The organism is Brachybacterium rhamnosum, from assembly GCF_039526185.1.
Lineage (GTDB): Bacteria > Actinomycetota > Actinomycetes > Actinomycetales > Dermabacteraceae > Brachybacterium > Brachybacterium rhamnosum.
Map to the genome: position 1 here is coordinate 1,289,305 of NZ_BAAAIS010000002.1, position 13,302 is coordinate 1,302,606.

The window sequence follows — 13,302 nt, forward strand, 5'->3', positions numbered from 1 at the left end:
GACGCTGACCGCCCGCGCCGTTAGACTCGCTCCTCGTGACCTCGCCTGCGCCCGACGACCGGTGGACCGACCGCCGCCATGACGCCGTCGCGGCCCGCAAGGACGCCTACGAGCAGCTCCGCCGGGCGAGCACGTGGCGCCTGCTCGCCGCGACCAAGGCCCCTGCGGTGCTCTCGATCCTGCAGGCGACCTTCCCCCCCGGCGACCGCCGCCTGCCCCGCTCCGAGCTCGTCGCCCGCGTGGGCGCGCACGTCGGCCTGCTGCGCGACGAGGAGCCCGCTCCCGAGGACGGCGCCGTCACCGGCCGCACCGCCGGGGACTACGTCGACACCTGGGTGCGCGAGGGCTACCTCACGCGCCGCGACGACCAGCAGCACAGCGAGACGACCTTCGAGCCGAGCCCCGCCACGATCGACGCGATCCAGTTCATCGCCTCCCTCGAGGACCACCGGCCCACGACCACCCAGTCCCGCCTGACCCTCGTCATCCAGCAGTTCGACCGCCTCGCCCAGGAGACGGAGACGGACCGCGACGTGCGCCTCGCGGATCTGCAGCGCCGCCGCGAGCGGATCGAGCAGGAGATCCGCGACCTCGCCGAGGGGGAGCTGCTGCTGCCCAGCTCCGAGGCCTCCGCGGACCGCCTGCGCGACATCCTCCAGATCGCCGGCGAGCTCTCCGGCGACTTCCTCCAGTACCGCGAGGACCTCCGCGCCGTCGACCTCCACCTGCGCGAGCAGATCCTCTCCCCGGAGACCGCGCGCGGCGAGATCCTCGAGCAGCTGCTCGCGGGCGACGACCTCCTCGGCCAGTCCACCGTGGGCCGCACGTTCACGGCCTTCTTCCGCATGCTCAACGACCCCGTGCAGACGCGCGAGGCGCAGGAGCTCGTGGACCGCCTCCTCGAGCGCGACTTCGCCCGGGACCTCGACCGCACCGAGCGCGAGCGGCTCGCGAACGTGTTCAGCGACCTCTACGAGCCGGCGCAGGAGGTGCTCGACGTCAAGACCGAGCTCTACCGCTCCCTCGCCCGGTTCGTGCGCTCCCAGGACTTCCGCCAGCACCGCGTGCTGCTCGAGGTGCTCCAGGAGGCGCAGGGGCTCGCCCTCGCGCAGAAGGACGAGGTCCCCACGCGCACCCCGTTCCCGCTCGAGCTGGACCTCTCCCGCGTCCTGCTCTCCTCCGTGTCCCAGCAGCGTCTGAAGGACCCCACGGACCCGGGCGCCCCCGCGGAGGCCGAGGTGCACGACGCGACCGCGCTGAGCGTCGAGGTGCTCCAGGACCTCGTGCGCACGAACGACATCGACATCGTGGGCCTCACCGGGCACGTCAACGCCGTGCGTGGCTCGGGCGCGCAGGGAGGCCAGGCCTCGATCGGGGACGTGCTCCGGGCGCGCCCCGCCGAGCAGGGCCTCGCGAGCGTCATCGGCCTCATGTTCCTCGCGACCCAGCACGCCCAGCAGCGCGAGGGCTCCACGGAGATCGTCACCTGGCGGGAGCTGGACGGGAAGGACTACGCGGCGAAGGTCCCCGCGTACTACTTCCTCGAGGACGTCCCCGTCGACTGACGCAGCGAGCGCGCGAGCGCGGCGAAGACGAGCGCGCACAGGGCGTGCACGGCCAGCACGATGACCAGGGCGTGGTCCGCCGCGCCGCCGTCGGCCCCGGCGAGGCCCCGGAACAGCCCGCCGAGCACCGCGACTCCCAGGGTCAGGCCGAGCTGCTGCGCGGTCGTGAAGAGGCCGCTCGCGATCCCGGCGGCCCTCTGCGGCGCCTGCGAGAGTACCGTGCTCAGCAGCGGGCCGAACATGAGGGCCTGCGCGGCGCCCAGCGGCACGAGGCCCCACTGCAGGGCCATCGGCGAGGAGTGGCCGGTGAGCACGAGCGCCGCGAGGGCGAGGAGTGCGAGGGCCTGCGCCACGGCCGCCCGCGTCATGGCGCGCGGCCCCGCCCCGGGCAGGAGCCGCGGCAGCAGCGCGGAGGCGGTCACGAAGGCGATGCCGAAGCCGAGCACGAGCAGGGCCGGGCCGAGGGTCCCGCCGTCCGTCCGCAGCTGGGCGAAGGAGGTCACCTCGTAGAGGAAGGCCCCGTAGGTGACGAAGAACAGCAGGGCCATGAGCAGCCCGCGGTGCACGACCGGCAGGGCGAGGGCCGAGGGCGGGACCACGCCGAGCCGGCCGGCCCGCTCGGAGCGCCGCTGGAGGATCCAGAAGAGGGCGAGGGCGAGGACGCCGGCAGCGAGGGAGAGCAGGGTCCACAGCGGCCACCCGGCGGAGCGGCCCAGGGTGAGCGGGATGACGAGCAGCAGCAGTGTCGACCCGAGCAGCGCGGCGCCGCCCGCGTCGAGGGCGAGCGGGGCCGAGGAGCGGGTGCGGGGCACGCGGGGGAGCCCGGCCGCGCCGATCAGGGCGATGAGGCCGATGAGCAGCTGCACGGCCCGCCAGCCGAGGTGCTCGGGCAGGGCGCTCGCGACGAGACCGGCCATGAGCTGTCCGACGACGGTGCTCACCCCGGCGACGGCCGCGAAGAGCATGAGGCCCGTGGTGCGCAGCGGCTCGGGGGCCGCGGCGCGGATCGTGGAGAGCACCTGCGGGGTGAGCAGGCCCGCGGCGATGCCCAGCAGCACCCGCAGGACGACCGCGGTGTGCAGCGTGGGGGCGAAGGCCGTGAGGACGCTCACGAGCACCATCGACAGGGACCCCACGAGCAGCAGCCGACGGCGGCCCCAGCGGTCCCCGAGCCGGCCCGCGATCACGAGGCTCGCGGCGAAGGCGGTGGTGTAGGCGGCGAGCACGAGCTGCTGGCCGGAGGCGTCCGCGCCGAGGTCCCGCCCGATAGGGTCCGCGAGCACGTTCGCGGAGCCGAAGACGATGTTGACCGGCGCGTACGCGAGCAGCAGCACGGCCAGACCGCCGTGCGTGAGGGCGCCCGCGGCGGGGTCGGGGTCAGCGGCGGGGCCGGTGGGCGGGGCGTGCGCCGCGAGGGCCGGTGGGGTGGGCGCGGGAGCGCGGAGGGAGGACGACATGCCCCGACCCTCCGCCCGCGCGGGTCCTGGGACCAGGAGTGCGCTCATACGGGTACCAGCACCACCTGGATAGCGGGGCCCGTGGGGTCCAGACTGGTCCGGTGTCCGATGCAGAAGTCTCCGCCACCCGCCGCAAGGAGCTCGGTGCGTTCCTGCGCGCCCGCCGCGAGAAGGTGACGCCGCAGCAGGCGGGGCTCCCCGGCTCCGGCCGCCGGCGCACCCCCGGCCTGCGCCGTGAGGAGGTCGCCCAGCTCGCCGGGATCGGCACCACCTGGTACACGTGGCTCGAGCAGGGGCGCGCGACCGGCGTCTCGGACCAGGTGCTCGACGCGGTCGCCCGGGTGCTGCGGATGACGGACGCGGAGCGACGCCACCTCGCGGTGCTCTCCGGCCGGGCCCCCGCGAAGCGGACGCCGCTCATGGAGGTCCGCCCCGAGCACACGGCGCTGCTCGAGCAGCTACTGCCCTTCCCCGCGGCGGTGCAGACCGACGCCTACGACCTCATCGCCGCGAACCGCACCTACCGCCACCTCTTCGGCGATCTCGACGCGCTCCCCGTCGAGGACCGCAACTGCGCCTGGCTGCTGTTCACGGACCCCGACTGGCGCGGCGCCCTCCCGGACGAGGACGAGGTGCTCCCGGACATCGTGGCCCGCCTGCGCGGTCGGCATGCCGAGCACCGCGGCCGCGGCCGGGTCGGCGAGCTGGTCACGCGCCTGCAGGGCACGTCGGAGGACTTCGCACGGCTCTGGGAGCGCGGGGACGTCGCCGACGACCGCTCCCGGCTGCGCCGCTACCGCTCGCCGCGGGCGGGGCTGCTCACCGTGCACTTCCAGAGCCTGTGGCTCGACCCCGACCGCGGCTCCCGGATCGTGGTCATGGTCCCGGCGGACGACCTCACCCGCGAGCGTCTGGTGCGCCTCGCGGCGGCGGTCGCGGAGGATCCGGCCTGGACGGCCCCGCTCGCGGCGGTCGACGGCGCCTCCCTCGTCGGCTGAGCAGCGGCCGGGGAGTCAGTCCTCCTCGAGCTCGGCGAGCGCCGGTGCGGCGTCGGCACGGAGCTGCGCGAGGTCCGCGCCGAAGCGGCTCATCCGGCAGCCGAGCCCGTTGGGCTTGATCTCGATGCCCTCGGCCTCCCAGTGCGGACGCGCCCGGGCGAGCAGGGGATGGTCGCCGCTCGCGTTCGTCACCCGCCACCACGCGACCGACGATCCCCAGGTGCCCATGATGCGGCCCACGAGGCGCGGGCCCACGCCGACGATCGCCCCGACCTCGCCGTAGGCGACGACGCGGCCCGGCGGGATCGCCTCGACCACACGCAGCACCCGCTCGACGGTGAGGTCGTCCATGCGGGTGCGCGGGGTGGTCGGCCGACGGTCGCTGCGCATGGGGGAAGTCTGGCACGCGGGGGAGGACCGGACACGGACGAGCGGCACCCGTCCTGCCGGGGCAGGGCGGATGCCGCTCGTGGTCCGCCGGGTCCCGCGGTGCGGGCTCAGCGGTGTGGGATCAGCGCCGGGGCTGGTCGCCCTCCTCAGGAGGGATCACGCCGTCGGTGCCCTCCTCCGGAGCGCGGAACTCGGGCGATCGGTCGTCGGCCCGACCCTGCCCCTGACCCAGGTAGTCCTCGTCCTCCCGGAGGAACTCCGCCGGCTCGGCGCCGAACTGGCCCTCGCCGTAGGGGGAGACGCGGGGCTGGTGAGGGCCCTGGCCGGCCTGCTGGTCGCCGTAAAGCGGGGCCTGCTCGCCGTACCGCTGACCCTCTCCGTACTGCTGGCCCTCGCCGTACGTCTGGCCTGCCTGGGCGGTCTGGCCGTCCTGGGTGCCCTGGCCGTACTGCGGGGCCTGCTCGCTGTACTCACGGCTCACGCCGTCGTACTGCGGCAGCGACTCGGAGGAGCCGTCCGTGGCGGAGGTCCGCTCGGCACCGGTCGACGCATCCCACCGGGCCTTGTTGGCGGACGCCGTGCGGTCGTCGGCCGCGTAGTCCTCCTGCACGGTCTCGAAGACCGGGGTGGAGCCGGCGGACCCGCCGTCGTTCCCGTCGCCGTCCTCGCGCACCTCCGCCCAGCGCTGCTCGGCGCCGCCCTGCACGGTGGTGCTCCGGCCGTAGGAGCTCTGCTCGTACGAGCCCTGCCCGGCACCGTACGAGGCGGACGAGTCCGGCTCGGACCCGCGGACCTCGGCGCCCTGGCCCTCACGGGTGGACTCGCCGGAGGCGCCGGCGAGGCCGGCCCCGCCGACGGCACCGGCTGCCACACCGGCACCGGCGCCGGTCGTGGTCGTCCCGGACTCCACCGGGCGGGCCTCGCCGTACTCGGTGGAGCGCTCCTGTCCGTCCCGGCGGTCCCCGATCTCGCCGGAGGCGGTGGCGCCGCCCAGGTCGCCCTGCGGATCGCGGATCACGTCGGGGTTGTCCGCGGCGGAGCCGTACCGGGTCTCGTCGCGGTCGCCGTCGGAGCGCTCCTGGCCGTCCAGCGCACGACCCTCCTGCACGAGCCCGTCCTGCTCACGCCCGGAGCGGTCCTGAGGATCGCGACGATCCTCGAGGCCTTGGCGCGTGCCGTCGGCATCACGGTCCTCACGGTGGTCACCGTCCTCGCGGTGATCCCGGTCGGCGCGGTGAGAGGCGGCGGCACCGGCGGCGACGCCACCGGCGGCACCGGCGCCCACGGCGGCGGCGGTCGCGCCGCGGCCGCTCCCGTCGCGCTCCGACTCGTCACGGCCCGCACGGTCACGGTCCGTCTCGTCACGAACGGCGTCGTCACGAGCGGCGTCGTCACGACCAGCGCCGTCACCGACCGGCGCAGCGCGGCGGTCGTCCTGAGCCTCCGGACGGTCGCCGAGGGTGCGATCCTGCTCGGCGCTGCGGTGGCTGTCGACACGGTGGTCCTCGTCGGCACGTCGGTCACCCTCGAGCGAACGGTCGCCCTCCGCGCGGTGGCCGTCCTCGCGGTTCCCGAGGTCCCCCTGCGGGTCGCGGATCACGTCGGGGTTGTCCGCGGCGGAGCCGGGGTCGTAGCCCCCGGCAGCACCACCGGCGGCGCCTGCTGCGGCGGCGGTCCCTGATCGTCCCGCCCCGTTACGATCCGAGCCGACACGACCGGAGTCGTCGCGGAGCTCGGAGCCATCGCGGACGTCGGAGTCGTCCCGACGAGCGGTGTCGTCCCGGCGGTCCGTGCCGAGGCCCGCGCCCTCGTCGCGACGGAGGCCGTCGCGATCGGACGAGGCAGGGTGCTGCTCGGCGCTCTGGGCGCCCTCGGTGCTCTGGGTGCCCTGGGTGCCCTGGGTGCTCTGGGTGCCCTGGGTGCCCTGGGTGCTCTGGACACCGCCGTCGGCCGGACGGTCCTGCCCGCTGACGGCCCGGTCCTGCGTCGTGCCCTCGGCGACGGGCTCCTGGGCATGGCGACCGCGGTGCTCCTCATGTCGCGAGGCGGCGGTCCCGGCGGCGACGCCGCCCACCGCACCGGCACCGAGGCCCACCGCGGCGGCGGTCCCGGCGCCGCTGCTGCGGCGGTGCTCGTCCTGGTCCCCGTGGGTCTGCTCGGTCGTGCGGGACGCGTCGGCGGCGGTGCGGTCGTCGACGGAGCGGTCGACGGCGGCGTCCGCCGTGGTCTCGTGCCGGGTCCCGACCGTGCGGTCCTCCGCACGCGTGTCGCGGCCGTCGGCTCCGGTCACGCCGGCCTCGGAGCCCGTGGGAGCGGGCTCCGCGCGGTGGTCCCGGCCCTGCGAGGCGGCGACCGCGGTCGCGCCACCGGCGCCCGCCCCGGCGGCCGCCGCGGTCCCGGCACCCGAGCCGTCACGCTCGGTGCGGCCGGACGCCTTCTCGTGATCCTCGACATCGGGGTCCAGGCGATCAGCCTCGGCGAGCTGCTCCTGCACCGCCGAGCGGTCCTGCTCGACCGCGGTGCGCTGCTTCTCCGCCTCGGCGCGTCGGCGCTCGGCGTTGATCTGCTCCTGCTCGGCCTCCTTGGCCTTGCGCTCCGCCTCCAGGCGGGAGCGGTCCGCATCGAGCTCGGTCTCGCGGGCCTTGAGGTCGCGCTCCTTCACGGCGGCCTCGTCGGCGCGTGCCTTCTCGCGCATCTCCGCGGCCCGCTGGCGGTCCGCGGCCTCCTGCGCCTCGCGGCGCTTCCGGGCGCTGCGCGCACCCAGGACGATGAGGAGGATGATCAGGAGGATCACCACCACGGCGATCACGATGATCAGGGGGACAGAGACGTCTGACATGGCTGCTCCTTGCCGTCGGTCCCCGGCCCGGCCGGGACGGGGATTCCTGCGGGATGCCCCCTGATTCCACCAGATCACGTGGCCCGGGTCACGCTTTCGACACAATCGGCTTCTCATCCGCCCGGCGTGCACCCCAATGTCCGCCGGTAGGGTAGGGCGCTGTGACGAGCACCGGATACCGCCCCGAGCCCGGCGAGCAGGATGACCTCGACCAGGCCGTCGACGCCCCCACCGCCCCCGGCGGCGCCCTCGTGGACGAGTCCCGCCGGGTGCTCGTGCACCTGATGCAGGGGCCCTTCCTCGACGGCCGCCGCGACCCGAACCGCTACGGGCAGCTGCTGCGGGACCGCGCCGCGATCGAGCGGCGGCTCGCCGACCTCTTCCTCGAGCTCGTCGTGGACGACGATGCGCAGGTCGCCTTCGTCCGGCAGAGCGAGGACGACCCCGACGCCCCCAAGCTGCTGCGGCGGCTGACGGGCCTGAACCGCCTGGACTCCGTGCTGCTGCTCGTGCTGCGGCAGATGCTGCTCACCCAGTCCTCGCGCGGCCAGCGCACCGTCGTCTCCGAGGCGGAGATCCAGCAGGCCCTCGCCGCCTACCGCCGCACCACCTCGACGGACGAGGCCGGCTTCGCCAAGGAGGTGCGCGCCTCGATCGCGAAGGTCCAGCGCGCCGGCCTGCTCGACGAGCAGGGCACGGACTACGAGGTCTCCCCGGTGCTGCGGCTCATGATCGGACCGGACGTGGCGCGCGAGTTCATCGACCTCTACCGGCAGGCGGGCGTCGGCGGGCTCGACGACCCGGCCGACGCCGATGGCGCGGAGGAGGACGGGGACGGCGACGAGGACGCCTCCGCCCAGGAGACCCCCGCGGCGCCCTGATCGCCGGGGGCCGTCGCAGATCTCGCGGACGTGATCCGGGCCGCATTCCGCGTGGGGCCCGACGCTGTGACGGGCACCGATGCCCGGAACGGGTGCTGAGCACGGGTTTCCTGAACGAACTCCAATTGAGCGCATCGGGCGTTGCGTAATAAGGTCAGCCTCACCTCATCCTCTTCCCGAGGGTGCCGAGAGAAGGACCGTCCATGTCGCGCTCGCTCCCGCGCCGCTCCGTCGTGCTCACCGCCCTCGCCGTGCCCGCGCTGACCGCGCTCGCCGCCTGCAGCGGCGGCTCGACGACCACCTCCGCCGACGGCGGCAGCTCCCCCTCCGACGGCGGCTCGGCCGCGACCGGCAGCTTCCCCGCAACCGTCGAGCACATCTACGGCACCACCGAGATCGCCGCGGAGCCCACCCGCATCGCGACCGTCTCCTGGGTCAACGGCGACACCCTCCTCGCCCTCGACATCGTCCCCGTCGGCATGCCGATCGTCGAGTGGGGCGCCAACGACAACAAGTCCACCGACTGGATCGACGCGAAGCTCGAGGAGCTCGGCGCCGCCTGGGGCAGCGACAAGGCCCCCGCCACCTACTCCGAGGCCGACGGCGTCAACACCGACGAGATCGCCGCGCTCACCCCGGACCTCATCGTCGCCGCCTACTCCGGCCTCACGCAGGAGGAGTACGACACGCTGAGCAAGATCGCGCCGACCATCGGCCCGCTCGCCGCCGGATACACCGCCTCCTGGAGCGACGTGCTCACCGCCGTCGGCACCGCCACCGGCCGCAGCGACCGGGCGAAGGAGCTCGGCGAGCAGGTCACCGTCGATCTCGCGAAGGTCGGGACCGACAACCCCGAGGTCGGCGAGTCCACCTTCATCGCCTCGAGCCTCTCGCTGACGGACCACACGATCAGCATCTACTCGGGCGACGACACCCGCCCCCGCTTCTTCACCGCGCTCGGCATGACCCAGGCCGACGTCGTCACGGAGAACACGAAGGACGCGAGCACCTTCTACTTCGAGTGGTCCGCCGAGCGCGGCGACGAGCTCGTCTCCGACGTCATCTACACCTGGGCCTCCGCCGGGGACACCGTCGAGACCTTCCAGAAGGATTCCCTGTTCCAGCAGATCCCGGCCGTCGCGAGCGGCGCCATGGTGCTCACCACGGACGACCACCAGACCCTCTCGATCTCCGCGGCGAGCGTGCTGAGCCTCCCGTGGGCGATCGAGAACGTCGTCCCCTCCGTCGTCGAGGCCGCGAAGACGGCGCAGGCCTGAGACGTGCCCTCCCGCACCACCGTGCTCGTGATCGCCGGGAGCGTCCTCGCCCTGGCGATCGCCTGCGCGCTCTCCCTCATGGTGGGGGCGCGGACGGTCCCCCCGGGCACGGCGTGGCAGGCCCTCGTGGCCTACGACCCGACGCTCGCGGACCACGCGGTGGTGCACAGCCGGCTGCAGCGGACCCTCGCGGGCCTCGCCGTCGGCATCGCCCTCGCCCTCGCCGGCGCGGGCCTCCAGGGCATGACCCGCAACCCGCTCGCCGATCCCGGCATCCTGGGGCTGAACAGCGGCGCCGCCGCCGCGGTCGCCCTCGGGGTGTACCTGCTGGGCCTCGGCTCCGTCACCCAGTTCATGGTCGCCGGCTTCCTCGGCGCCGCGGTCGCCGCGGTGATCGTCTACGCGATCGCCTCCGCCTCCCGCTCCGGCGCCACCCCCGTCACCCTCGCGATCGCCGGGGCCGCCGTCACCGCGGGGCTCGGCTCCGTCGTGAACGGCCTCGTCATCCTCGACCAGGGCGCCCTGGACCGGATGCGCGCCTGGCAGGTGGGCACCCTCGGAGCCCGCGACCTCGGCGACCTCGCCCGGGTGGCACCGTTCCTCGTCGCCGGCGTGCTCGTGGTGCTCGGATCCGCGCGCGCCCTCAACGCCCTCGCCCTCGGGGACGACGCCGCGACCGGGCTCGGCGTCCACGTGGGCCGGGTGCGGACCGTCCTCGGCATCGGGATCGTCCTGCTCGTCGGCTCCGCCGTGTCCCTCGCGGGCCCCGTCGGCTTCCTGGGCCTCGTCGTCCCGCACGCCGTGCGCCTCCTCGCCGGCTCCGACCACCGCCGCCTGCTGCCGATCTCGCTGATCGTGGGGCCCGCGGTGCTGCTCCTGGCCGACGTCGCCGGCCGCGTCGTCGCTCCGCCCGCGGAGGTGCAGGTGGGCGTCATGACCGCGCTGCTGGGCGTGCCCGTCTTCCTCGTCCTGCTGCGCACCCGGAAGCGGGTGGCCCTGTGAGCGCCCGCCGCCGCCTCCGCGTCCCTCTCGCCCTCGCGCTGGTCGTCGCGGGCCTCGTCGTCGTGCGCGTCCTCGTCGGCACGCCGATGGTCTACGCGGACCTCGCCGTGCGCGCCGTGCTCGGCGAGCAGATCCCCGGGGTCTCCTTCATCGTCATGGACGACCGCCTGCCCGCCGCCGTCGTCGGGGTCCTCGGCGGCGCCGCCCTCGGGCTCTCCGGCACCGTCTTCCAGACGATGCTGCGCAACCCCCTCGCGAGCCCCGACGTCATCGGCGTGACCCTCGGCTCCTCCGCCGCGGCGGTCGCCGGGATGGCGCTCGTCGACGCCCAGGGCCTCGCCCTGTTCTGGTGGACCCTGCTCGGCGGGCTCCTCACCGCGCTCCTCGTCCTCTGGATCGCGCAGGCGCACCGCCGCGGCGGGCACGGCGCCGGGGGAGCGGGAGCGGTCGACGACCGCTTCGTGCTCGTCGGCATCGGCGTGGCCGCCGCCCTCCTCGCGCTCGTGCAGTACCTGCTCAGCCGCATGGAGACGAAGAAGGCGGGCGACACCATGCACTGGCTGGTCGGCTCGCTCTCCGGGGCCACCTGGCCGCGGGTCGCGGTGCTCGCCGGAGCGCTCGTCGTCCTGGTCCCCGTGCTCGCGGCGCTCGTGGGCCGCCTGCGGATCCTCCAGCTGGGCGACGACACCGCCGCGAGCCTGGGCCTGCCCGTCCCCGCCACACGCATCGCGCTCGTGCTCGTGGGCGTGCTGCTGAGCTCCTTCACCGTCGCGGTCGCCGGCCCGCTGGCCTTCGTCGCCTTCCTCGCCGGGCCCATCGCGCGGCTCCTCGCCGGGCGTCCCAGCTTCGTCCTCGCCGCGCTGCTCGGCGCGGTGCTCGTGCTCGCGGCCGACGTCGCGGGCCAGAACCTCTTCGGCCGCGTCGAGATGCCGGCCGGCGTCATCACCGGAGCGCTCGGGGCGCCGTTCCTGCTGTGGATGCTCATGCGCTCCTCGACCACCGGCCGCGGAAGGTGATCCCATGGCCCAGCTGACCGCCTCCCACCTGCGACTCGCCTACGACCGCCGCGTCGTCGTCGAGGACCTCGACCTCGCCCTGCCCGAGGGGAGGGTGACGATGATCGTCGGCGCGAACGGCTCGGGGAAGTCCACGCTGCTGCGCGGGCTCTCCCGGCTGCTCCCACCGCAGAAGGGACAGGTGCTGCTCGACGGGCAGGACGTCCACGCCCTGCGCGGCAAGGACCTCGCCCGCCGCCTGGGCCTGCTGCCGCAGTCGCCGATCGCCCCTGACGGCGTGACCGTGCGCGAGCTCGTCACGCGCGGCCGCTACCCCCACCAGGGGCTGTTTCCCCAGTGGACCGACGAGGACGAGCAGGCCGTCGCCGAGGCGCTCACCCTCACCCGCACCGAGGAGCTCTCCGACCGCCTGCTCGACGAGCTCTCCGGCGGGCAGCGCCAGCGGGCCTGGATCGCCATGGCCCTCGCCCAGCGCACCGACGTGCTGCTGCTCGACGAGCCCACCACCTACCTCGACGTCACCCACCAGCTCGAGGTGCTCGACGTGGTCCGCGAGCTCAACCACCGCCGCGGCACGACCGTCGGCATCGTGCTCCACGACCTCCAGCTCGCCGCCCGCTACGCCGACCACCTCGTGGCCGTGCGCCAGGGCGCCATCCACTCCCAGGGCAGCCCCGCCGAGGTCATCACGGCGGAGACCGTCCGCGAGGTCTTCGCCCTCAACGCCCTCATCTCACCCGACCCCGTCACGGGCACCCCGATGGTGCTGCCGCTGACCCGAGAGACGCCCCCCGACTCCCAGGAGGACAGCATGACCGCGACCGAGAGCCCCGCCCGATCCGACGCCGCCGTGCGGGTCCCCGCCCTCGAGGCCAGCCCCCAGCTCGCCTTCTCGCTCACCGTCGCCGCCCGGCGGATGGTCGGCGCGAACCTCGTGCGCCTCACCTTCACGAGCCCCGACCTGCGCCACCTCGGCGTGGGCGGGCCGCTGCTGGACGTGCGCGTGAAGCTCATCGTCCCGGCGCCCGGGAGCACCACGGACCACTTCGCGGCGCTGCGGCCGACGGCGGTCTCCGATCCCTCCGCCTTCGACGGCTGGTACCGCGACTGGCTGCAGGTGGACCCCGCCGAGCGCGGCTGGATGCGCACCTACTCGGTGCGGGCGCTGCGCGGCGCGGGCCACCCCGGGAACGTGGGCCCCGACCCGGAGCTCGACATCGACATGGTCCTTCACCTCGAGGAGCCCGTCGTCGAGGGGACCGGCGTCGCCGCCCGCTGGGCCGCGTCCGCCCAGGTGGGCGACGAGATCACGCTGCTGGGCCCGAACACCCACCTGGTGGGCCCCGACTACGGCGGCATCGAGTTCCGCCCCGGCACGGCGCGCCGCCTCCTGCTCGCGGGGGACGAGACGGCGCTGCCGGCGATCTGCGCGGTCATCGAGTCGCTCCCGGAGTCGTTCACCGGTCACGCCCTCATCGAGGTGCCCGACGCGGCCGACGAGCAGCGCGTGCCCACCCGATCCGGCGTCGAGATCACGTGGCTCGCCCGCGGCGACGCCCCGCACGGCACCGTGCTGGACCCGGCCGTGCGGGCCCTCATCGAGGAGCGGCCCGAGCTCTGCCGGGACTGCACCGTGGGCGTGCCCTCGACCACGGGGGAGTTCGAGGAGGTCGACGTCGACGAGGCGATCCTCTGGGAGACCACCGAGGGCCAGGGACCGTTCTACGCCTGGCTCGCGGGGGAGGCGAAGGTCATCACGACCCTGCGCCGCCACCTCGTCAAGGAGATCGGCGTGGACCGCAAGCAGGTCTCCTTCATGGGCTACTGGCGCCAGGGCCGCGCCGAGGGCTGAACCCGTCGGTCGCGGCGGCACGGGG

The 13,302-nt window shown here is 74.7% G+C and carries 10 protein-coding genes; 7 read left to right on the plus strand and 3 right to left on the minus strand.

What is annotated here, in order from left to right; all coding sequences use genetic code 11:
* Positions 1-35 precede the first annotated feature (35 nt).
* On the plus strand, positions 36-1,565 hold the full coding sequence (locus ABD080_RS07725; RefSeq protein ID WP_259362091.1) for a DUF3375 domain-containing protein: 1,530 nt from the start codon (positions 36-38) through the stop codon (positions 1,563-1,565).
* On the opposite strand, the gene ABD080_RS07730 is transcribed toward ABD080_RS07725, so the two are convergent.
* Positions 1,535-3,022 (minus strand): MFS transporter, encoded by a 1,488-nt coding sequence (locus ABD080_RS07730; RefSeq protein WP_343904312.1) that lies wholly within the window; start codon positions 3,020-3,022, stop codon positions 1,535-1,537. The genes ABD080_RS07725 and ABD080_RS07730 overlap by 31 nt on opposite strands.
* Positions 3,023-3,123: 101 nt before the next feature.
* Between ABD080_RS07730 and ABD080_RS07735 the strand changes: the two genes are divergently transcribed.
* On the plus strand, positions 3,124-4,020 hold the full coding sequence (locus ABD080_RS07735; protein ID WP_343904313.1) for a helix-turn-helix transcriptional regulator: 897 nt from the start codon (positions 3,124-3,126) through the stop codon (positions 4,018-4,020).
* Between the two features lie 15 nt (positions 4,021-4,035).
* Here the strand turns inward: ABD080_RS07735 and ABD080_RS07740 are convergent, their stop codons facing one another.
* Positions 4,036-4,410 carry an MGMT family protein gene (locus ABD080_RS07740; RefSeq protein ID WP_377827286.1) on the minus strand — a complete coding sequence of 125 codons (375 nt, stop codon included), beginning with the start codon at positions 4,408-4,410 and terminating at the stop codon, positions 4,036-4,038.
* 121 nt (positions 4,411-4,531) lie between these two features.
* Complete coding sequence (locus ABD080_RS07745; RefSeq protein WP_343904314.1) at positions 4,532-7,249, minus strand: hypothetical protein; 2,718 nt, start codon at positions 7,247-7,249, stop codon at positions 4,532-4,534.
* Positions 7,250-7,410: 161 nt separating this feature from the next.
* Between ABD080_RS07745 and ABD080_RS07750 the strand changes: the two genes are divergently transcribed.
* The 5 genes from ABD080_RS07750 (at position 7,411) to ABD080_RS07770 (ending at position 13,277) form a co-directional block, all read left to right on the plus strand.
* Entirely contained in the window at positions 7,411-8,130 is a 720-nt protein-coding gene (locus ABD080_RS07750; protein WP_343904315.1) for a DUF4194 domain-containing protein, read from the plus strand.
* 203 nt (positions 8,131-8,333) lie between these two features.
* The gene (locus ABD080_RS07755) at positions 8,334-9,407 is read left to right on the plus strand and encodes an ABC transporter substrate-binding protein (protein WP_343904316.1); all 1,074 of its coding nucleotides are present in this window, start codon (positions 8,334-8,336) and stop codon (positions 9,405-9,407) included.
* A 3-nt stretch (positions 9,408-9,410) separates the two neighbouring features.
* Positions 9,411-10,409, plus strand: coding sequence for a FecCD family ABC transporter permease (locus ABD080_RS07760; RefSeq protein WP_137769866.1), 999 nt, complete (start codon positions 9,411-9,413; stop codon positions 10,407-10,409).
* Positions 10,406-11,425 (plus strand): FecCD family ABC transporter permease, encoded by a 1,020-nt coding sequence (locus ABD080_RS07765; protein WP_343904317.1) that lies wholly within the window; start codon positions 10,406-10,408, stop codon positions 11,423-11,425. Before ABD080_RS07760 ends, ABD080_RS07765 begins: the two co-directional genes overlap by 4 nt.
* Positions 11,426-11,429: 4 nt before the next feature.
* Positions 11,430-13,277, plus strand: a complete 1,848-nt coding sequence (locus tag ABD080_RS07770) for an SIP domain-containing protein (protein ID WP_343904318.1) — start codon at positions 11,430-11,432, stop codon at positions 13,275-13,277.
* Positions 13,278-13,302 lie beyond the last annotated feature (25 nt).